Genomic DNA, 21,255 nt, shown 5'->3' on the forward strand with positions numbered 1-21,255 from the left:
TCAAATCCGTTGACCCAAAATCCATCGCAGTTCCACCACTGATTTTTCCGTTGAAGGAACTAATATATTGCCCCCTGTTGCCCAGTTGCAAAATTGCTCGCTTAAGGTTCCCGTCTCTGGTGATTGATGTTCGCGTTCATAGTCTAAAAAAGATTCATTAGAAATGAGTTGAAGGGGTAATCCTTCCATCGCACTCGCTAAGTCTTGTTGCGTAAAGAAAGAAGACCAGTGGAGTTGAGAAAGCTGTCGAGTTAACGGATCAGGTTCGTAATCGTCTTGACATAGAAAAATAGCAAACAGTAAGAGTCCTCCTGAACAGAGAACATCGCACATTTTGACTAAAAATAATCGCAGTTGCTCAACATCTCGACAATGAGCAGCAATGACTTCTACACCGATCGCGAAACGATAATGCGCTAGAGGCATTCTCACCAGTGGATCAAGGATATCACCCACGGTCACGTTAACTGAACCAGTTGAGGCGGCATTTTTTAACCGTTCAACAAAGGTTGGGGACAACTCTAACGCATCGACTGAATAACCCTGTCTGGCTAAAGGAAGGGTATGGCGACCTATTTGGGCACCGACATCTAATACTGTTACTGTTGTCGGGTCTTCAAACTGTGCCGCCACTTGCATCACTTTCGCGTTTGGCTCAGATCCAAACAACAAAGGCTGTCGGGAGTCAACCCATTTCTGATATTCCTCGACAACTGATGCAGCCAGTATTGATGTTTTGAACTTGTATCCCTCATTTGTCGGCTGGGAGGTTTCGTACTTCAGACGCAATCTACTATGGGGAGAAATCCGAAATCCCTCGACCAGATTCTTGGCAATCATTGGACCCACTTGCTGCAATTGTTCCTGGCTAAACCGAGAATCAATTGCCTGAAACAGCGCCCCTATCCGCCAGATATAATAGTCTGTCAAGGCTGGGATACAAGGCATGACCATTTCGCCATTTGCCAATACCGATTGAACAAAATCATCAAACAGGGTTTTCTGAAGAATGCCAGGATCGGTGACAATAGGCGGTGGTGGATTCTGGGAGGGTGGGTTGTCAGAGGTGATCATTGCTCATCGGTGCTGGTAGAAGAAGGCAGAGGTTAGACGGTTGGTGGGCAATGCCCACCCTACGGTAGATCAAGGGTTTCTGCGATCTGAAAATGCTGATTAGCCTAGTGCTAACAGTTAGAAGCTGTGTTGCACTCAGTTGTTTTTCTCTACCACCTAACACCGTTTTGGCGTAAAAATGTCCGAATCTTTAACAATTTTTAATCACCCAGGACTTGAGGAGTTCATTCACTTGGTCGGGAACCTCATCATGGGGACAATGACCCGCTTGGAGATAGTATTCTGTCAGTTGGGGATAATACTGACGGAACTTTGCTCCCCGTTCTTTAGCATTCATCCAGGGATCACCTTCTCCCCACAAGAGTAAGAGGGGACAGCGTAATTGGGAAAGCAGTACATCGATTTTTTCCCCTTGGGGCGATTTGAAGACAGAGGCGAAGACTTTATGCGCTCCGCGATCGCAGGAGGGACGATAGATATCGTCTACCAGTTGGTCGGTAATGGCGCTGTGATCTAGATAGACTTGCTTGAGGGTTCTGCGAATGATCGCCCGTCGCCGCAGGTATTGAAACAGAAGGAAACTCGCCCAAGGTTGCAATAAGAGCGATCGCGTCAGGTTCTTAAATCCCTTTCGCCCTGAATTCGCGGACTCTGGAACCTTCGTCTCGGTAAACGGACCGGCACTATTGAGTAACACCACTCCCGCCGCAGAATCAGGACGTTGCGCCGCCACACATAGCGCACAATAGCCGCCTAAGGAGTTCCCTGCCAATACTACAGGCTGACCAATCACCTGGGTGATAAAATCATGCAACTGATCGCGCCACAACTCCCCACTATATTGCCAGTCCGGTTTAGCGGATCGTCCAAATCCCAATAGGTCAATTGCCCAAACTTCAAACTCCTGTTGGAGTTCAGCCATATTCTTGCGCCAGTGATCCGTCGATGCACCAAATCCATGGATCAGTAACAGAGGGGGATGTTGCGATCGCCCTTCACCCGCTTTGACGTAGTAAATGGACTGTCCTCGCCATTGCCAATAGATGCCAGGAATAGTAGCCGTTGCTGCAACGGGGGTCGCCTGCATGGTTCTCGATAATGTTAAGTAACGTTAACTAATCTTAATATAGCGTAAGCGTTAAGGAATAGGATCACCATGTAAAGGTGTAGGGGCGGGTTTCACTACTATCTCTTTGGTTGCACCCAGATGCAACTAAACCCGCCCCGATACACAGGTTTCGTGATTTCTCGTGAAAAGTCAGGAATTACCCAAGCGTTAACTGCTGGTGTTTTTGAGAATCAGTGGATATTTGCACATCAACCTTCTCCGTCGATTTTTTCAACGCCGCTAACTGAGGAATGGCGGTGCGACTCATCTGGTAATATTCTGCATATCGCTCAATCCCGATACAGCAAACGCCTACAGCTTCGGCGGCGGCGACTGTCGAACCTGAACCCATAAAGGGGTCAATTAGAATACCTTCGCCTAAGGGTAAAACAGCATGAACAAGTTGGCGTAAAAACGACTGAGGTTTTAAACTGGGGTGATTTGCAATCTCCCGTTCTTGACGCGGAGTTCGTTCACTGAAAATAACATCATTAAATGGATTTCCGTCCGGTGTTCGTCGTAAGCCTCCCGTTTGAAATTCTCGCAAACAGTCACTCACTTTCATTCCGGATGGGATAGGTTTTCGCAGAATTCCCCACGGTTCATAACATCCTCTGGGCATAGATGATACATGAGGAAATTCCTGTTCAGCATTTTTCGGGCGATCGCCGCCGCGCAGTGTTCTCACTAAACGAATTAATTCACCGCGAAATTCTAACCCACCTTCAACGAGTGCCGAAAAGACTAATTGAGACAGAAAAGCATTACTGGCAACAAATACATGACCCCCAGGACGTAGTACACGCACGACTAATTTTGCCCACTCAACAAAGAAACATTTCAACGTGGTTCGTTCCTTCTGAGTTAGTGCTGTAAATCTGGGCAAAGGTGAGCGTTGATGTCCATCATAAGACGGCGGAATTCTCCAAATCCCTCCTTGACCATTGCTTCTTTTCTTAATTTGTTCAATGTCATATTCTTTTACACCATAAGGTGGATCAGTTACGACTCCATGAATGCTATTTTTCGGTATCTGCGCCAACCAATCGAAGCAGTCTGCATGTAAAATGAGGGAGCCACCTATGGTTTCTGAATTGTAGTTTAACGCCAGGGAATGCATTATTTTACGTTATTTATTTATACATCAAGACTATGATAATTGTGGAATTGAGTCAACGTTTTTGCATTTCAATAATTACCCCACCCTGTAACTCATAGCGGCATTCAGAGATTTCTGGTAGCTGGGATGAATATACCAGCCAAGTTTAATTATCTAGACATTATACCGGATAACCAGCCTATTATAGAAAAGACTCTCTTGTAAGTTAAGGAGAAGCAATCATGCAAATCACGATCGAACTTCCTGACGACATCGCCAATCAACTACAACTACAACCTGCAAACATATCCCGCCGAATTTTAGAACTTATCGTAGCTGATAACTATCGCCAAGGACACATTGGAGCCGCCCAAGTCCGCCAGATGCTCAACTTCTCATCCCGGTGGGAAACTTATGAATTTCTCAAGCGTGAAAAAGCCTACTTGCCTTACACAGAAGATGATTTAGAGCAGGATTCACAAGCGATTCGTAATGTGTTAGCCCAAGAATGATTATTGTCTCCAATACTTCCCCACTCAACTACCTCATCTTGATTGGTTACATCAATCTTTTGCCCGAATTGTTTCAAAAGTTGTTAGATAAACACTCCTATTTTTGAGATAAAAAGCTATAGAAAAAGAGCGCGGCTTTGAGAGAACTTCAGGTAAAATGTGACAATATATATTATTTTACGTCATATAGTCACACAGTAAGACTATGAGGATGGTGGGATTGAGTCAACATTCGGCTATCTCTACTCGCCAAACTGGGTGATTGCGATCATACTTGTTAAGGAATATAAAAAAAAGCTAAAGTAGGGAACTGTATCCCAGCCACTATTTTTTTGTAAACACTAGAACGAGAGGGAGATTCTAGCCGTGCCTGTGGAAACGATTGAGAAGCGTTCAACATCAACCGTTCGGAAACCCGCACCTCGCTATCGTGTTTTGCTTCACAATGATGATTTCAACGCGATGGAATTTGTGGTGCAAGTCTTGCTACAGACAGTACCGAGTTTGACTCAGCCGCAAGCGGTCAATATTATGATGGAAGCCCACAACTCCGGAATTGCTTTAGTCATCACCTGCGCTTTGGAACATGCCGAGTTCTACTGCGAAACGTTGAAGAATCACGGCTTAACCAGTACGATTGAACCGGATGAATAGGGAGACGTAAGTCCTGAACAGTTTAAGACAAAACCTCCCGAAATTAGCTCAATACCCAGCACCTGTGCGGCTGGGTTTGTTTGTTGTTACCTTAGGGTTATTTTGGTTACCGTTAGCCGCGCCAATCTACCTTTTGGTCGATGACTCAAATCTAGTCACCATTCTAACGATGGCGCTATTGTTTGGGGAGTTTTTAGGGCTACTACAAGTTTGGGGACGCTTTGTTTATGGAGAACCTCAACTGTTAAAGCAGTATGGGTTATACGTGTCTCGGCGCAATGGAATAGATTTGCTCAATGGGTTAAGTATTGGTTTATTATTTACCTTAAGTTTGTTTGCGCTAGAGGGGGGATTAGGCTGGCTGAATTTTCAACCTCCTCCGGAACAATGGCGGCGGATTATTGGAGAAGGATTGGTTAGCGCCCTGGGTATTGGCTTGGCTGAAGAGTTAGTCTTTCGGGGTTGGTTATTGGATGAGTTGGAACGAGACTATTCTCCGAAATTATCTCTTTGGGCAGATGCGCTCATTTTTGCCACACTGCATTTTCTCAAACCCCTCGCAGAAATTATTCGCACATTACCGGGATTTCCAGGATTAGTGCTGTTGGGATTAACCTTAGTTTGGGCAAAACGAGGACAAGGGCGTTTGGGTTTACCCATTGGGTTACATGCAGGGTTAGTTTGGGGCTATTACCTGATTAATGTGGGACAATTAGTGCAGTATTCGGGTCAAGTGTCCCCTTGGATAACCGGAGTAGATAGTAACCCGATCGCGGGAGTCATGGGGTTAGCCTTCTTGATGGTGCTGGCTTTGGGGATCAGGGCGCGGGCTGTGAATTAAGCGATCGCGCCCTTGTTTATCCTTTCCTATACCTATCGATGAATCATTCGTCTAGATCATCATCCTCCTCATCCTCATAATCATTATCATCCACACCCATCAGTTCAGAGATTTCCTCTTCATCATCGTCGATATCGCTTTCGCTCGGATCACGCGCCAGCAGACGATTCGTTGTTTCTAACCACTCTAAAACTGAGGTTTCACGGGGAACGGAAATGACTGGAGCCAGTTGCTCACGAGATTCTTCACGCAAAGAAGGGTTATACATAAAAAACGTCAGTAAGTCGATAAAAATGATACCATATTTAACGGTGGATTGTCAGGACGACAGATGGTTAGCAAAGCCACGTTACTAGAAGCGATCGCGGGAAAAAATCGGGGGCTGTTGGCAACGGACACTGAAAAAACAGCAATTTTGGCAGCCGTTGCCCAATTAGAAGACCGCAACCCTACGCCACGTCCACTGGAAGCACAGGACTTGCTGGAAGGCAATTGGCGATTACTCTACACAACCAGTAGTGATTTATTAAACTTGGGTCGGTTTCCCCTGTGGCAATTGGGTCAAATCTACCAATGTGTTCGCACCGCCGACGCGAAAATTTATAACATTGCTGAAGTGTCCAGCTTACCTTATTTAGAGGGAATTATCAGTGTAGGAGCGCGGTTTGAACCCGTTTCCGAACGCCGCGTTAATGTCAATTTTGATCGGTCGGTTGTGGGATTACAACGCTTAATTAACTATAAATCTCCGACTAACTTTATCCAGCAAATTGAAACGGGTAAAAAATTTAAGGCGCTTGATTTTAACATTGAAAGTCGAGAGCAACGGGGCTGGTTGGAGATTACCTATCTCGACGAAAATCTGCGGATTGGACGCGGGAATAAAGAGAGTGTATTTGTCCTCACTAAACCATGAATGCTGACCAATCGACAGTTTCCCTAACTCGCTTATCTCAAGGACAACTCAATCTGTTAGAAACCTGTCCGCGTAAGTTTCAACATATCTATGTGGATCAGTTCGGAAGTCCTGTTTCACCGGATCAACAAGAACGCCTGACGTGGGGAAGTGACTTTCACCTGTTGATGCAACAACGAGAACTCGGATTACCGATAGACTCGTTGCTGAAGGATAATCCCCAACTTAATCATTGGGTGACGGCGCTAATGGATGCAGCCCCAGAGGTATTTGCCCGCCAGTCTCACACCTTTCGGGAGGCTGAACATTGTCGCACGTTAACGATGCAAGGCTATTTACTCACGGTTATTTACGACTTATTTATTGAAGACGAAAAAAGCGCCCAGATTCTCGACTGGAAAACCTATCCTCTACCGAGGAATCGTCATTGGTTAGCTAAAGACTGGCAAACACGCTTATACCGATATGTTTTGCTTCAAACCAGTGATTATTTGCCGGAGCAGATTTCAATGACGTACTGGTTTGTTAAGTCTCAACCCCGTCCCCAATGTTTTACGTTTCCCTACGATAGAGTACAACATGAAAAAACGAGAGCGGATTTAACAGAGTTGCTGACTCGGCTATCCGGATGGTTACACCGCTATCAACATGATCATATCCCGTTTCCCCAAGTGCCAATATCGGCGGGTAAATGCGATAGCTGTAGCTTTGCTGTGCGCTGTCAGCGAACAGGAGAACGTGAGGTTGGTGATGGTGATTTATTTCCCAATTTGGCTGATATTGAGGAAGTATCGATTTAAAGGGAACAGGGAACAGGGAACAGGGAACAGGGAATAGGGAACAGGGAATAGGCAATAGGCAATAGGCAATAGAAATTTTGTCTCCCATCTCCTCTGCTGCACCCGCGCACCTCTGCACCTCCGCACCCCGACTCCGCTACATCAACGGTGATTCCGGATAGTCATTCGTTTATTAGTAGGTATAAACATAAAGCCCCCTAACTTGACGAAGTATTGGGGTTGAAGACTAGCGGAACTAACGAGGATCTAATGGTGCAAGATCTAATGGGTTAAACGATTGTAATCACTCTCTTGAAGAAATAAATGAGTATTTCATCTCGTACAAATAATTACTAAACCAGGCTTCAGCTTCTACCTATTTGTATCCAGCTCTAATTGTTATAGAGGCTGGAATCAAGCTGTTTGTAAATCGGTAAGGATTATAACTTCAATGATTACAACCAATATTTGGCTGGTCTTTAGTGTTTACCTGATTTATGTGCTAATTAGTATCCCCCTCTTTTTTATGACATCGGGAGGCTGGATGTCAATTTTTTTCTATATTGCATTTGGGGGATTGTTCTACATCACGACGACAATCTTTTTGTTTTTTAGTGCGACGGCTCGGACAGCCAGGAGACGCACCAAGGTAAAAGTAAAGGGAAACTTTTTACCGAGGATCATTGGACTACAAACCTTTGTGATTCTCTTTAACTACGGTAGCTGTGGCGATACGATCTGCTACCAAGGGTTTTTGCCCAATCTTTTGGAGGAAGCGAGTTTTCCGGTAATGTTTACACCGCCATTTGTGGTGGTTTTACTTGCCCTTCTGTTGTACTTGGCGTTTTTGTCGATGTTTTTATTGGATGTTGCTTAAGGGAACAGGGAAGCTGGGGAAGCCATGTAGAGACGTGCCATGGCGCGTCTGGAAGCTGGGGGAGATGGGGGAGATGGGGGAAAAACTAAAGCTAAAGGTATAATTCTATGGAGGTCATCTAAAGACAAGATGAGATGAAACTAGGAATCGGACAGTTGACGAATAGCTTACTGTCTTTATTCCTGAAGTCAAACTGTCCATTATGTGATCGCGCGACGGATGCTGAACTTTGCCAATACTGTCAGCGTCAGTTACAGCGCTGTCAACTCAAGCATCCGAGTCAATTTTGGCAAGGGGAGTTACCTGTGTTTGTTTGGGGACATTATGGCGGCACATTGAAACGGGCGATCGCGGCGCTAAAATATGAGAATCATACCCAGATAGCCCGTCCCTTGGGATTCTGGTTGGGTGAGGCTTGGCTAAAATCGACGGCGGCGCAGCAGCGGAAAAAGTTAACGGTGATTCCGATTCCGATTCACCCCAGTAAGCGACAACAGCGGGGGTTTAATCAAGCTGAACTGCTTGCTGAGAGTTTTTGTCAATTTACAGGGTATCATTATCAGCCTCACGGTTTAGAACGGGTACGCGAGACTCAAGCCCAATTTGGCTTATCCGCAAACGAGCGATCGCAAAATCTCACCGATGCGTTTGCTGTGGGTAAGCGTTTTGGCAAACGTTCACATCATTCACCCGTACTGATTTTAGACGATATTTACACCACAGGCGCAACCGCCCGTTCCGCCACAGAAGTGTTACGCCAGCAAGGAATTACGGTTTATGGTATCGTTGCGATCGCCTCGTCTAAACAGGGACGATAGACGAGATGGGGAAGATGGGTTTGTAGTAGGCACTTTAGTGCCTGTACTGTTTCTTCAGATACGGACAGTGTAATTTCATACATAGCCAAATTCAAATTCAAATTCAACCTTCTCTCATTGTAGTTGTCGGGTAGACAGTCGATTTGTAGGGGCGCACGGCGTGCGCCCTTAACGTTGTGCGCCCTTAACGTTGTGCGCCCTATATAGCACTACGCACACACGTTAGGACATAAGTTTATCCCAAAAGGCAACAGGCAACAGGCAACAGGAAAAATGTCCTAACCTGCCTTGGTAAGGCTATAAAGTTGTGCGCCCTATAACGTTGTGCGTTCTATAACCTTGTGCGTTCTATAACCTTGTGCGCTCTTTAACGCTGTGTGTCTTTCATATCGAGGTTGATGGGCGCATATTGGGATTTATCACCGCACACTAGGGAATGGGCGCAAGACAAGGCGCCCCTACGAGCCGGGTGGTTTCATTAGCATCAGCCGTAGGGTGGGCATTGCCCACCAGACTTAAGTTGTAGGTTGGGTTTCGACTTCCCAAGAACCCAACGGAATCTAGGGCTAAAGTTCCCTTACTACATTTGAGTCAATTTGTTAACAAAATTGATTAAATGTGACATTGAGTTAAACTCTGTTGAGAGTCGCTTTTTTGAGTTGTTTTTCCCGGTAGCCGTACCGATCAAACTTGGCAGCACCAAGACTTATTTGCTTTTGGCAAGTGGGTGAAAATTGGATTTATTTCCAGTACCGCCGCTACCCCTGAGTTTGCTCAACAGAAGCAGGGATATGTGCTGGAAGGGGAGATTACCGCTATGGAAACCCATTTTAGCGACACCTCCCAAGCACCGATAATTATTCGCGGTTATGATGTCTCCCATCGCCTGCACCGAGGGCGCTATAACCGCTCGTTTCAAAATATGACCGATAGCGATATTATTAAGAAAATTGCTGCTGAAGTCGGTATCCAATTGGGGACGATTGATGAGAGTGGTATTCCCCATGACTATGTGTTTCAGGAAAATCAGACGAATATCGAGTTTTTCCAGGAACGAGCCGCGCGATTGGGTTTTGAACTGTTTGTTCAAGATGGGAAACTTTACTTCCGCCAACCTCAAGTAGGTAAACGATTAAGCCTGAAATGGTTAAAACAAATTCACCAGTTTCAGGTGCGGGTGACGAGTCGGGAACAGGTGAGTGAGGTGGAAGTGAGGGGATGGGATTATCGCCAGAAACAAGCAATTGTCTCCACAGCCACAGCGCCCCAGGTTTTAACTCAAACGGATTTTGGTCAGGGGTGTAAAACGAGTCAGACATTTCATGGTCAGCCACCGCATCCTAAGATGATTGTAGTCGATCAGCCGATGTTTCAGGCGAAAGAGGCAGAGGTTATGGCACAAGCTATCTGTGATCAACTGGCTGGAGAATTTGTCCAGGCTGATGCAACAGGAGAAGGCAATCCAGAAATTCGACCAGGACGAGTGGTGCAACTGGAGGGAATGGGTAAATATAGTGGCGAGTATTATATTACCGAAACCCGGCATTTGTTGCAAGACCGGGTGTACATCACCGAGTTTACTGTGAGCAGTATACGGGGTGAAAATCTTTGTACCTTATTCTCACCTCCAACTCACCTGCAACCGGGACAAACGCTATTGGTGGGTACGGTGACGAATAATAAAGACCCAGAAAATATGGGGCGGGTGCGAGTAAAGTTTCCCACGTTGACGGAGGAACATGAAAGTAATTGGGCGAGAGTGCTGGGACATGGTATTGGTAATAATCGCGGTAATGATTGTCTCCCAGAAGTGAATGATGAAGTGGTGGTTGGGTTTGAACATGGAGATATTCATCGCCCTTATGTATTAGGTGGGGTGTGGAATGGCAAAGATCAACCGCCAGAACATATTAATGATACGGTGAGTAATGGTAATGTGCGTTTGCGGACATTTGCTACTCCCAGTGGGCATCAGTTACAGTTTGTTGAATCACCGAAAGGTGGGGTGAATGCGGGGATTTCTATGCAAAGTTCAGGGGGAAATCGTTTTTTAATCGATGATACGGCGAAGAAAATGGAATGTGCAACCCCAGGGGGATGCCAGGGGGATGCAAGGTGTGTCTTGATGATAAAGATAACAAACTTGTCATGGAGGCGCTCAAGTTTTTAGGAGGCAAGGCGGGTGAATATGTGCTTTTTGAAGCCGGGGAGTTTATAAATTTATACTGTCCAGGTTTAATCAGTTTTCTTTCGTGGAAGGTTAAATTAGCAACTCTTTCTGGGAATCAGAAAGTCTGTCTGTCTGATAAAAATAATAGTATTACACTCAAGTCTAAGGGCAAGATTAAGATCGATGGAACAGGGGGTGTTGAGATTGTTTATGCTAGTGACATTTTTGTTAAAAGTGGTGGCAATATTTATCTGAATCGTAGCTAATGGGGGTGAGAGATTGGCACAGACAATATTGGCTGATTGTGATAAGTTATGTCTAGAATGCTATAGAGTGTTATCAATATTCATTTACGGGATTGACTTTCCTATATCGTCGTTTGAGCCAACACAGTTAGCGGCGATAATTCGTAGAGACGTTCCGCCAGAACGTCTCTTGTCGGGGTGGGCGCTTCTCAACCCAACCAGCCTTTTTTCCTCAATGTTCTGAGTTAATTAAAAATTCATTTGTGGAGGATAGGGTTTATGCCAACGGCAAGTATGTTCTGGTGCAACTCTAAGATGTAGTTTTGGCAGTGACTCAAGTGTTTTGAAAGTGCCGTCCGATGATCGGGTAATTGCCACAAATTCGGCAGCAAATATCCATCATAACAAGCCAGGAGAGAATTTTAATGTTTTTGGTAAATGCGTTATTAATGGACTATGCGTACCAGTTACTCCCTTGCCATGGAAGCTAGGGGGACAACCTGTCAAAATTGGCAGTGGTGGTATCCTGACTCTTACGGAAGCAGACACATTAATTTGTCAAGTTGGAGGAGTGATAAAAGTAATTAACCCTGGACAAAGCTGTGTCTATATTGATCAAGATGCCACTAAGCAATGCCCAAAATCGTTGCCAGATCAAGTTCCTGAAGGATGGAAGCCTTATTCTGGTAACAGTAGTTTTTTTCACTGCGGCTACACAGGAATCACTGAAGACAGAATCCCCACCCCTGATAACCCACAAAATGAATGTTTTTATGACGAGTCTGGACAGCTAGTTGATGAGAATCATGAGTTTGCTGATTGTCGTGGTACACCTAATCAATATGATGCTCATGAAAGCCCAATATATCACACATTCTTGGATAGTGGAGGAATTATACACTTAGGTTTACCTGCATTTTTGGAGTCGCGTCGGCATGACTTGGTGAGTTTATGGAGAAGACTCAAAAACTGGACTTTAGACTAAATTTTGGGGTTTTAAAGAAACAAAATCAAAAGCAATGAAGCCTTGAGCCCCAGAATCAAAGCGCAATGCGATCGTTATGGATGTTTTGAGGCAACTTGATTATTTGTCTTTTTTGCCGAGGCGAGAACAACTCAGCCCTCACTCAAACTCTTCAAAAAGTCTCGCGATCGCACAATGAAGCCGTTAAGCTTTATCAAGTAAAATTAATAGTTGACGCTCCTGTTGAAGAGGTAGTCAGCGAATGGACAAATTAGAAAAATATCGCTCATTAGTCCGCCAGGGATTAAATAATCATATCACTGAAGATGCAAACCCGTCAGATTCAGAAATAGAGTGTCAAATCATTTTTGACACAGAACATGACCACTATCAGCTTCTAGTTATCGGTTGGGATGGACTAAAAAGAGTCTACAACTGTTTCATTCATATAGATATTAAAGATAGCAAAATTTGGATTCAGCGAAATATGACCGAAGCTGATTTGGCACAAGATTTAGTAAAAATGGGTATACCCAAAGAGGATATTATTCTCGGTTTACATCCCAGTTATAAACGTCCTTACACAGGCTACGGAGTCGCAAGCGTGCGATCGCCTCGTCTAAACAGGGACGATATTTGTAGGGGCGCACGGCGTGCGCCCTTTAACGGCGTGCGCCCTTTAACCCGGTGTGCCCTTTAACCCGGTGCACCCTTTAACGCTGTGTGTCTTTCATGTCGAGGTTGATAGGCGCATATTGGGATTTATCGCCGCACACTGGGGAATGGGCGCATACCATGCGCCCCTACGAGCGGGGTGGTTTCATTAGCATCAGCCGTAGGGTGGGCATTGCCCACCAGACTTAAGTGCGATCGCATGATCTTGTCGGGTGGGCAAATTATGTTAATTTAACGATTTCACCAGAAATTATATCCATTTGCCCACCCTACGCCTACTTTTGGATATAATTCATGTTGAGTGCGATCGCGAACAGCACAAGTTTGAATCCAGTCAAAGGTTTGTACTTCGGTTGTCCCAGCCACGGGAAAATTGGGGTCAGTAAGTTCTCGATAAACGGCTTCGGGAATTAGAACTGTTCCGTAGAGTTGATGAAGGAGATGGAGATGATTGATTGCAGCGAGATTGTTGATCGGGGATGTGTCACTGACAATCAATAATCACAGCCTATCCATCTCCCGCAGGGTTTGAATGTCTTGTTCAAGATCCTCAATCCCGTAATGAACTGGGATTTGACGGCTAGCCAGTAGATGCTGAAAAGCGACGCGGTGCATCCCGGCAAATCGGCTAGCTTGAGCAAGAGTAAGCTTTTCCCGCCCAAAGAGCATGACAGCAATCTCTTGACGCATTTCAGCCTCAGTCATGCGAGTTATGGTTAAAATTTCGTCAGGGACAACAACGCTCATAGCTCAATTTCTCACGACTCTTCCTATTGTAGGTTCTCGCGCACTGCCGAAGGCAATCGCGGTTCCTGTGAAAATGATATTTAGCTGACGGGCGCAATTTCTGGCAAGAGCATCATCAAGTAGGACAAGAGAATCGGGAATTTCTAGTGCTAAGGTTAAGGCTTCTCGCTCCCCTGTTCCTAGATCAGAGGCGGATGGCAAAAGTGGTGATTCTTGCACTGGACGAATGGTTATCCAGGAAAGCAAGTCAGGTTCAGGTAGTGCTACACCTAAAGAACGCCCTTGAGCCAATTCCTCAGCAACGCCTTGGGGCATGATAATTTGATTGTATAAACTAGGGAGTAAGTTAAGTAAATTGGTTTGGTAAAGATACTGGATTGGTGACGTATCAGTAATGACTTCAGGCATTAGCTAAATCTTCCGCTAGTTCTGATTCAGTTAAGCGAAAAGTATCAACACCGAATTCAGCAAGTTTGGCTAAAAATACGACTCGTGGAATTCTGGCTAGATTGGCGGCGGCTCCAGAAGAAAGTCGCCCTAATTCATAAAGCTTAACGGCGGCGGCTAAAAGGATCTCACGATCGAGGTTTTCAGGAGTTAGCTTCAGTGCCTGTACTGTTTCTTCAGATACGGACAGTGTAATTTCATACATAGCCCAATTCAAATTCAACCTTCTCTCATTGTAGTTGTCGGGTAGACAGTGGATTTGTAGGGGCGCACGGCGTGCGCCCTTTAACGCGGTGCGCCCTTTAACGCGGTGCGCCCTTTAACGTTGTGCGCTCTTAACCTTGTGCGCCCTTTAACGCGGTGCGCTCTTAACCTTGTGCGCTCTTAACCTTGTGCGCCCTTTAACGCTGTGCGTCTTTCATGTCGAGCTTGATGGGCGCATATTGGGATTTATCGCCGCACACTGGGGAATGGGCACACGCCGTGCGCCCCTACGAGCGGGGTGGTTTCATTACGCAAGCTTGGATGAAAATACGACTGCCTAATAAACTTTTGTAACAAAGCCTTGACGCTGGAGTATCCATCCTTCAATGTGCTAAGATAATCCAAATTAAACCGAAAACTCTTAGCGCCACTCAAAGCTGTTACCGCAGCTCTGAGCAGCTAACCCCCAAACTGATGTACGCAGTCTGGAAGCTAGAAGAAATACTAACACTCCTCTAGCCACTCCGACTTCTTATGGCAATTTGTCCGGGGTGGCTAAGGTTTTGGGTCAATTGATTTAGGATTGCGGATTTTGGTGTTTTTTCGGCAAAAAAGCCGAGATCCAACATCAACTGTCCTAAATCAAACCAACGCTACCGCAAATACCCAAATCAGGAGTGATTCACCATGTCTCGAAACTTGATCACGGCTGGGATAATTGATCCGCGCCAATTTTCTCTCGACGAAGTACGCCATCAAGTCGCTACATTTCTTAACATTCCCCTCCAGCAAATCGATCGCGTCGAATGCTGGCACCACCAAATCTGGGTCAAGCTAGCCGAATCCCGTGCTATCTTTGTTAGTTATCGCAACTTGCCCCTGTGGATTGAGGCGGGATTAGCGGCAATTGGGCGCTGTACCTCGCGTTCCCAGTTGGATGAATTAGGGGAAATCTTCCGCCGTGAACGTGACTGGTATGATCAGCATGAGCAACCCGAAGCCGTGCAACCCTGGCGTCAGGCGTGGGCGCAACAGGCTGAATATCTCAGAAACGAGGAAGAACGCCTCAAACCCATTCGCGCCCATCAGGAAGCCGGACAGGATTGGTATGGGGCTTGGGAACAGGTACTCTATCGTTGCCGAGAGTTTAACCGATTTCAGGGATTAGCTGGGGAAATTAATCAACAAAGTCAGGAGTTTCAGGATTTACCTGAAATTATGCGAAAAATGCAGCAATTATGGCATCAGCGCTGGCAAGATCTATCGAGTGCGATCGCCTAAACCGTAGGGGCTTGGTAACCGTAGGGGCTTGGTTACCAAGCCCCTACCCAGGTAACTACATATAGGGTTTAATGGGATGATGTATCCTTATATGTGGGGTAGCCAGAGTCAATCTGGATGAATCGGGAATACCATTAGACCTGTCAGCTTACCATGAAGGTGAGCGATCGCGCCCCTTAACGGAATCCTTATCTTTCTTTGTTCTATGTCCTTCGTCGGTCTACATATTCACAGTGACTACAGCTTACTTGATGGCGCGTCCCAGCTACCGCAATTAGTGGATCGGGCGGTGGAATTAGGAATGCCTGCGATCGCACTGACAGATCATGGGGTGATGTATGGCGCGATCGAGTTGATTAAAGTTTGCCGGGGCAAAGGGATTAAGCCGATTATCGGCAATGAAATGTATGTGGTTAATGGGGATATTGAAGATAAGACGAAGCGATATCGCAAATATCATCAAGTTGTCTTGGCGAAAAATACCCAAGGCTATAAAAATTTAGTTAAACTGACGACCATTTCTAATCTGAAAGGAATGCAAGGAAAGGGAATTTTTCAACGTCCTTGTATTAATAAAGACTTACTCCAACAGTATCACGAGGGATTAATTGTCACCAGTGCTTGTTTAGGGGGAGAAGTTCCCCAAGCCATTCTCAAAGGTGATGTGCAACACGCTCGCAAAGTCGCCCAGTGGTATAAAGAGGTTTTTGGTGACGATTATTATCTAGAGATTCAAGACCACGGCTCGATTGAAGACCGAATTGTTAACGTAGAAATCGTTAAAATCGCCCGTGAGTTAGAGATTAAAATTGTTGCCACAAATGACTCTCATTTTATCTCCTGCTACGATGTCGAAGCCCATGACGCCTTACTCTGTATCCAAACCGGGAAATTAATTGAAGAAGACAAGCGGATGCGCTACTCCGGCACCGAGTATCTCAAGTCCGCCGAGGAGATGGCACAGCTATTTCGGGATCATTTACCCGATGACGTGATCCAAGAGGCGATCGCGAATACATTAGAGGTAGCTGATAAGGTCAAACGCTACGACATTATGGGGGAACCGCGCATTCCCGATTATCCCGTTCCCAAGGGTCACAACGCCAATACTTACTTAGAAGAAGTCGCTTGGGAGGGATTATGCGATCGCCTGAAATGTCGTTCTCGTAGCTACATCGATCCCGTCTATAAAGAACGGCTAGAATATGAGCTGAAAATGATGCAGCAGATGGGATTTGCTACCTACTTTTTAGTCGTATGGGATTATATTAAATATGCCAGAGAGCAGAAAATTCCGGTCGGTCCCGGACGGGGTTCAGCGGCGGGGTCTTTGGTTGCCTATTCCCTGAAAATTACGAATATCGATCCGGTGCATCATGGGCTTTTATTTGAACGCTTTCTCAATCCGGAACGGAAATCTATGCCGGATATTGATACCGATTTCTGTATTGAACGCCGGGATGAGGTAATTGAGTATGTTAGCCGCAAATATGGGGCAGATCGGGTGGCACAAATTATTACCTTTAACCGGATGACATCGAAAGCCGTATTAAAAGATGTCGCCCGGGTGTTGAATATTTCTTATGGGGAATCGGATCGGATGGCAAAAATGATTCCGGTTTCACGGGGAAAACCCACCAAGTTAAAAGTGATGATTTCTGAAGAGACGCCCACTCCAGAGTTTAGAGATGCGTATTTAAATAACCCCCAAGTGCAACGCTGGGTGGATATGGCAATCCGGATTGAGGGAACCAATAAAACCTTTGGTGTTCACGCGGCGGGGGTAGTGATTTCTGCTGAACCCTTAGATGAAATTGTTCCCTTGCAGGTGAATAATGAGGGGGCGGTGATTACCCAGTATTTTATGGAGGACTTAGAATCCCTCGGACTGTTGAAGATGGATTTCCTCGGTCTGAAAAACTTAACCACAATTCAGAAAACGGCGGAATTGATTCGCCAAAATCGGAATCTTACGTTGGATCTCGATCAATTACCCCTGGAAGAACGGAAAGCCTTTCAGATTGTGGCAAAGGGGGAAATTAATAAAATACCGGATGAGATCAAAAAGACCTACAAGGTGTTAGAGAAAGGTGAGTTAGAGGGAATTTTCCAATTAGAATCCTCTGGGATGCGCCAAGTGGTGCGGGAGTTGAAACCGTCGAGTATTGAAGATATTTCCTCGATTTTGGCATTATATCGTCCAGGACCTTTGGATGCGGGTCTGATTCCTAAGTTTATTCATCGGAAACACGGGAAAGAAAAGGTTGAGTATCAACATCCGCTATTAGAGCCAATTTTAAAAGAAACCTATGGTACGCTTTGTTATCAAGAGCAGATCATGAAAATGGCTCAGGATTTGGCGGGGTATTCCCTGGGTCAAGCGGATTTATTGCGCCGATGTTTGAGTGGTTCGACGGAGATTATTGATGCAGCAACGGGGCGTTTAGTTTCTCTAAAAGAGATTGCATCTAAACCAGAGTATTGGTTGGGACGACAGGTTTTGTCTCTGGATCAGGTAACGCAAAAGATTACTCAACAACCGATTAGCGAAATTCATCCAAACGGGGTGCGGGATGTTTGGGAAATTACCACAAAAACTAATCGTAAAATTAGAGCGACAGCGGATCATCGTTTCTATTCACTGTTAGGATGGCAGCCTCTGAATCATTTTCAGGTTGGGAATCGGATTGGCTTAGCTAAGATATTGCCACTGGCTACAGAAAGTGATATTTCAGATGCTCAAATTAAGCTAACTGCCTATTTAATAGGTGATGGTCATCTTTCGACCAAGAGTCCCTCCTGTAGCTATTTCTGTAATAGTGACCCAGAACTGATGGCAATTGCGGAGTCCGATGTATTCTGGGATGAAATTGTCTCGATTGAATATGTTGGCAAAGAGGAGGTTTTCGATTTAAGTATACCCCAAACCCATAACTTTATTGCCAATGACTTTATTGCTCATAACTGCATGGGTAAGAAGAAGGTGGCAGAAATGGAGAAACATCGAGAAATTTTTATCGATGGCGCGGCAAAAAATGGTGTGGCGAAACGGATTGCGGAAGAGTTATTCGAGCAGATGATATTATTTGCTGAATACTGCTTGAGTTATGATACGCAGATTCTCACGGTTGAGTATGGTGCTGTGGCGATTGGGGAAATTGTCGAAAAGGGGATTGAGTGTACGGTTTATAGTGTGGATGAGCATGGCTATGTGTACACCCAACCCATTGCCCAATGGCATAATCGCGGCGAACAAGAGGTGTTTGAATATCTGTTAGAAGATGGTGCTACGATTCGGGCGACAAAAGACCATAAGTTTATGACAAATGAGGGTCAAATGTTACCGATTGATCAGATCTTTGAGCAAGGATTGGAGTTAAAGCAGGTAGAGGTGTTGCAACCTGTTGCTTAAGCTGGGTTTGTAGTAGGCACGAAGCGTGCCAGAAGCGCTCGCATCGCTAACTACAAACTCTAAAGTCAGTGCCATTTGTCTTAATATGCCTACATTTCTAGTACACTTGAGGAAGCCGCAGATATTCAATCTGAATTAAATGTTGAATTTACCAGCATTAATGTCCAGTGTCCCATCTCTTTGGTTTATGAAAATGTAGCTTTTCCCGAAGAAACTGATAGAGAGTGAACAGTATATCCAAGCAAGAGTCCCGAATTCTTGGAGAAGTCAGGGAGTTCTGGTATCTGACTTGTCACGGTATATGGAACAACTATCTTTTCGGTTGCAACCCGATGTAACTCCCGCCCGCCCCGAATCAGGTTTCTAGACTTCTCCTGAAAAGTTAGTTCTGGTATCGATTAAATCCATCGAAAAGCGCCAAGTTAAGGACAATCGCGATTAGAGATAGTTCTATCGGGTAGAGTGGTATTACAGAATACTGCACCGTTTAAATCAGCATCCTGTAGATTAGCGCGACTCAGGTCAACATCCCAGAGGTTCGCTTCGCGCAAATCAGCATTAGTCAAAAAGCTATTACTCAAATCAGCACCTCTGAGGTAAGCGCCATTTAAATTGGCATTATTAAGTCGGGCATTACTCAGGTTCGCTTCTCTGAGATTCGCAGCTTTCAGGTTAGCACCATTGAGCCTAGCATTTTCCAGATTAGCACGTCTGAGATCCGCGCCTCTGAGTTCGGCTAACGTGAGAATCGATTGAGACAAATTGGCTTCACTCAAGTTGGCTAAACTTAACAGGGTTTGGGTTAAGTTTGCACCAATAAGAGTAGCATTACTTAGGTTAGCCGCTTTGAAGTTAGCGTCTCTGAGATCCGCACCACTGAGATCTGCACCACCGAGAAAGGCGCGAGTTAGATCAGCATTCTTTAAGTTAGCGTTACTAAGGTTGGCATTAATCAAGTCAGCATAGTTGAGGTTAGCATCACTGAGAGTCGCTTGGGTGAGGTTGGCTTGACTCAAGTCGGCATAAGTCAAGATACTTTGACTCAAGTTAGCATTACTCAGATCAGCATTGGTTAAGTCACAGGTAGAACATTCGCCAGTGTCTTGTAACTGTTTCAGATGATCAGGATTTTCCGCCTTTAGAGGAGTAGCTAACCCAAAGGGTGCTAGAAGTAAGAGGATAGTCAGAATCTTGAGTTTCATGAATAATACCCATGAATAATACCTCAGCATAGAGGGAAGATTTTTGTAGGGGCGGGTTTAGGGACTTGCTTTTAGCTATTGATGGTAACATTTGTGCAAAACCCGCCCTGACTCAGTGTTAACCTTTCGCTTCCCAAGTCGGACATGGTTTGTATGGGCTCACTTTTGCAATGCAAGCCTAAAAGCAGCATCTCCCCCATCTCCCTCATCTCCCTCATCCTCCATGATACAACCAGAAACCCCAGCCTATAGGTATTTCTCGGTAATCGAGGCAGACGCGATCGCAAAAATTCCGCAATTTCACGGATTCTAACTCCTAGAGTAAGGAACTATGCTGAAAAAGCAAGGACAAGGAAGCAAACTCTCAGTTGTAGATGCAGTTCCCTGGTAGCTATCTCTAGCTGCCAGGCTTTTTCTTTCGATAGCTTAACATTTGAGACACCTTGATTCCGTGGGATCGCGTAATTCTCTTCCTTTGAGACATTATGCCGACTCAAAAATCCGTATGAAGACTGAGGCGATTGTTAATTGTTATCGGTCAAAATAAAGTCAACTACTGAGAACCCAAAGTTGGTCTACCCCTCTAGAGTTATGCCTGAAGATACCTATAAACAATTACTCCAAGCTGCTACCGCCAGATATCATGCTTTATTATACCAAAGCTATAGTCAACTCAGTTTGGATGACAAAATATTTATCGATAATTTCCGCTACTACAAACAAATGTCTTTGAATCAGATGGTTCAAGGGTTAGATGATCACCTAAGGCAAATCCAAGTAAGGATTATTGGAGCTCATCCGCCGGGGAATCAATTCCCAGGCTCATAGCCAAAGTCGTCTGAAGACGACTCCGTAAAAATACAAGCTCATTCTGATGATCAGGACATGATTCTATTCCGAGGAGCAATTATGTATTAGTGGAATCCGCTCATCCGCCGGGGAATCAATTCCCCGGCTCATCGCCGAATTCGTCTGAAGACGACTCCGTAAAAATACAAGCTCATTCTGATGATCAGAACATGATTCTATTCCGAGGAGCAATTATGTATTAGTTAGTCCGTTTTAACGGACTTTTGCTATAAGCCTTGAAATTGATTTCAAGGCGGTGTAACAGCGTGGCCATAAATCCAATCAATATGTTAACGTGGTGAGAATTGATTGAAAATGGTGTAACAGCGTGGCCATAAATCCAATCAATATGTTAACGTGGTGAGAATTGATTGAAAATGG

Annotated in this window: 20 protein-coding genes and 3 pseudogenes; 14 read left to right on the forward strand and 9 right to left on the reverse strand. The window is 45.1% G+C overall.

All coding sequences use genetic code 11. The features are described 5' to 3' along the window. The 3 genes from RIE73_RS17530 to RIE73_RS17540 all read right to left on the reverse strand — a co-directional run bounded on the left by RIE73_RS17530 (nucleotide 1) and on the right by RIE73_RS17540 (nucleotide 3,302). A complete protein-coding gene (locus RIE73_RS17530; protein WP_446402400.1) occupies nucleotides 1-1,074 on the reverse strand; it encodes a class I SAM-dependent methyltransferase in 1,074 nt (357 codons plus the stop codon). A 190-nt stretch (nucleotides 1,075-1,264) separates the two neighbouring features. Then, nucleotides 1,265-2,161 (reverse strand): alpha/beta fold hydrolase, encoded by an 897-nt coding sequence (locus RIE73_RS17535; protein ID WP_446395893.1) that lies wholly within the window; start codon nucleotides 2,159-2,161, stop codon nucleotides 1,265-1,267. 178 nt (nucleotides 2,162-2,339) lie between these two features. After that, the gene (locus RIE73_RS17540; RefSeq protein WP_446402401.1) at nucleotides 2,340-3,302 is read right to left on the reverse strand and encodes a DNA-methyltransferase; all 963 of its coding nucleotides are present in this window, start codon (nucleotides 3,300-3,302) and stop codon (nucleotides 2,340-2,342) included. Nucleotides 3,303-3,523: 221 nt separating this feature from the next. Between RIE73_RS17540 and RIE73_RS17545 the strand changes: the two genes are divergently transcribed. The 3 genes from RIE73_RS17545 to RIE73_RS17555 all read left to right on the forward strand — a co-directional run bounded on the left by RIE73_RS17545 (nucleotide 3,524) and on the right by RIE73_RS17555 (nucleotide 5,288). Next, the gene (locus tag RIE73_RS17545) at nucleotides 3,524-3,793 is read left to right on the forward strand and encodes a UPF0175 family protein (protein WP_446402402.1); all 270 of its coding nucleotides are present in this window, start codon (nucleotides 3,524-3,526) and stop codon (nucleotides 3,791-3,793) included. A 366-nt stretch (nucleotides 3,794-4,159) separates the two neighbouring features. Beyond that, nucleotides 4,160-4,447 carry an ATP-dependent Clp protease adapter ClpS gene (gene clpS, locus RIE73_RS17550; RefSeq protein WP_446402403.1) on the forward strand — a complete coding sequence of 96 codons (288 nt, stop codon included), beginning with the start codon at nucleotides 4,160-4,162 and terminating at the stop codon, nucleotides 4,445-4,447. 70 nt (nucleotides 4,448-4,517) lie between these two features. Then, nucleotides 4,518-5,288 (forward strand): CPBP family intramembrane glutamic endopeptidase, encoded by a 771-nt coding sequence (locus RIE73_RS17555; protein ID WP_446402418.1) that lies wholly within the window; start codon nucleotides 4,518-4,520, stop codon nucleotides 5,286-5,288. Nucleotides 5,289-5,331: 43 nt separating this feature from the next. On the opposite strand, the gene RIE73_RS17560 is transcribed toward RIE73_RS17555, so the two are convergent. Continuing rightward, complete coding sequence (locus RIE73_RS17560; protein WP_446402404.1) at nucleotides 5,332-5,556, reverse strand: DUF3134 family protein; 225 nt, start codon at nucleotides 5,554-5,556, stop codon at nucleotides 5,332-5,334. A gap of 63 nt (nucleotides 5,557-5,619) precedes the next feature. On the opposite strand from RIE73_RS17560, the gene RIE73_RS17565 reads away from it, so the two are divergent. From RIE73_RS17565 to RIE73_RS17600, 8 genes and pseudogenes are all read left to right on the forward strand, one after another. Next, complete coding sequence (locus RIE73_RS17565; protein WP_446402405.1) at nucleotides 5,620-6,204, forward strand: PAP/fibrillin family protein; 585 nt, start codon at nucleotides 5,620-5,622, stop codon at nucleotides 6,202-6,204. Continuing rightward, nucleotides 6,201-7,004: a PD-(D/E)XK nuclease family protein gene (locus RIE73_RS17570; protein WP_446402406.1), complete on the forward strand. Its 804-nt coding sequence runs from the start codon at nucleotides 6,201-6,203 to the stop codon at nucleotides 7,002-7,004. The genes RIE73_RS17565 and RIE73_RS17570 overlap by 4 nt, the downstream gene beginning before the upstream one ends. A gap of 430 nt (nucleotides 7,005-7,434) precedes the next feature. After that, the gene (locus RIE73_RS17575; protein WP_446402407.1) at nucleotides 7,435-7,860 is read left to right on the forward strand and encodes a hypothetical protein; all 426 of its coding nucleotides are present in this window, start codon (nucleotides 7,435-7,437) and stop codon (nucleotides 7,858-7,860) included. 134 nt (nucleotides 7,861-7,994) lie between these two features. Then, on the forward strand, nucleotides 7,995-8,678 hold the full coding sequence (locus RIE73_RS17580; RefSeq protein ID WP_446402408.1) for a ComF family protein: 684 nt from the start codon (nucleotides 7,995-7,997) through the stop codon (nucleotides 8,676-8,678). 727 nt (nucleotides 8,679-9,405) lie between these two features. After that, a complete protein-coding gene (locus RIE73_RS17585; protein WP_446402409.1) occupies nucleotides 9,406-10,848 on the forward strand; it encodes a VgrG-related protein in 1,443 nt (480 codons plus the stop codon). Then, nucleotides 10,827-11,114 carry a hypothetical protein gene (locus tag RIE73_RS17590; RefSeq protein WP_446402410.1) on the forward strand — a complete coding sequence of 96 codons (288 nt, stop codon included), beginning with the start codon at nucleotides 10,827-10,829 and terminating at the stop codon, nucleotides 11,112-11,114. The genes RIE73_RS17585 and RIE73_RS17590 overlap by 22 nt, the downstream gene beginning before the upstream one ends. 283 nt (nucleotides 11,115-11,397) lie before the next feature. Next, nucleotides 11,398-12,078, forward strand: a pseudogene (locus tag RIE73_RS17595) (DUF4280 domain-containing protein); the annotation flags it as partial. Nucleotides 12,079-12,319: 241 nt separating this feature from the next. Further along, nucleotides 12,320-12,658 (forward strand): annotated as a pseudogene (locus tag RIE73_RS17600) (element excision factor XisI family protein); the annotation flags it as partial. Nucleotides 12,659-13,032: 374 nt separating this feature from the next. Here the strand turns inward: RIE73_RS17600 and RIE73_RS17605 are convergent. The 4 genes and pseudogenes from RIE73_RS17605 to RIE73_RS17620 all read right to left on the reverse strand — a co-directional run. Next, a pseudogene (locus RIE73_RS17605) lies at nucleotides 13,033-13,230 on the reverse strand (DUF3368 domain-containing protein); the annotation flags it as partial. A gap of 3 nt (nucleotides 13,231-13,233) precedes the next feature. After that, on the reverse strand, nucleotides 13,234-13,479 hold the full coding sequence (locus RIE73_RS17610; protein ID WP_446402411.1) for a UPF0175 family protein: 246 nt from the start codon (nucleotides 13,477-13,479) through the stop codon (nucleotides 13,234-13,236). 3 nt (nucleotides 13,480-13,482) lie between these two features. Then, nucleotides 13,483-13,887: a DUF3368 domain-containing protein gene (locus RIE73_RS17615; RefSeq protein WP_446402412.1), complete on the reverse strand. Its 405-nt coding sequence runs from the start codon at nucleotides 13,885-13,887 to the stop codon at nucleotides 13,483-13,485. Next, on the reverse strand, nucleotides 13,880-14,131 hold the full coding sequence (locus RIE73_RS17620) for a UPF0175 family protein (RefSeq protein WP_446354406.1): 252 nt from the start codon (nucleotides 14,129-14,131) through the stop codon (nucleotides 13,880-13,882). The genes RIE73_RS17615 and RIE73_RS17620 overlap by 8 nt, the downstream gene beginning before the upstream one ends. A gap of 686 nt (nucleotides 14,132-14,817) precedes the next feature. Here RIE73_RS17620 and RIE73_RS17625 point away from each other — a divergent pair. Continuing rightward, the gene (locus tag RIE73_RS17625; protein ID WP_446402413.1) at nucleotides 14,818-15,411 is read left to right on the forward strand and encodes a hypothetical protein; all 594 of its coding nucleotides are present in this window, start codon (nucleotides 14,818-14,820) and stop codon (nucleotides 15,409-15,411) included. 205 nt (nucleotides 15,412-15,616) lie between these two features. After that, complete coding sequence (gene dnaE, locus RIE73_RS17630) at nucleotides 15,617-18,823, forward strand: DNA polymerase III subunit alpha (RefSeq protein ID WP_446402414.1); 3,207 nt, start codon at nucleotides 15,617-15,619, stop codon at nucleotides 18,821-18,823. A gap of 422 nt (nucleotides 18,824-19,245) precedes the next feature. On the opposite strand, the gene RIE73_RS17635 is transcribed toward dnaE, so the two are convergent. Beyond that, nucleotides 19,246-20,025, reverse strand: a complete 780-nt coding sequence (locus RIE73_RS17635; RefSeq protein ID WP_446402415.1) for a pentapeptide repeat-containing protein — start codon at nucleotides 20,023-20,025, stop codon at nucleotides 19,246-19,248. A gap of 591 nt (nucleotides 20,026-20,616) precedes the next feature. On the opposite strand from RIE73_RS17635, the gene RIE73_RS17640 reads away from it, so the two are divergent. After that, entirely contained in the window at nucleotides 20,617-20,853 is a 237-nt protein-coding gene (locus RIE73_RS17640) for a hypothetical protein (protein WP_446402416.1), read from the forward strand. The last annotated feature ends 402 nt before the right edge of the window (nucleotides 20,854-21,255 follow it).

The sequence above is a fragment of the Coleofasciculus sp. C1-SOL-03 genome (genome assembly GCF_040220555.1).
Taxonomy (GTDB): domain Bacteria; phylum Cyanobacteriota; class Cyanobacteriia; order Cyanobacteriales; family Coleofasciculaceae; genus Coleofasciculus.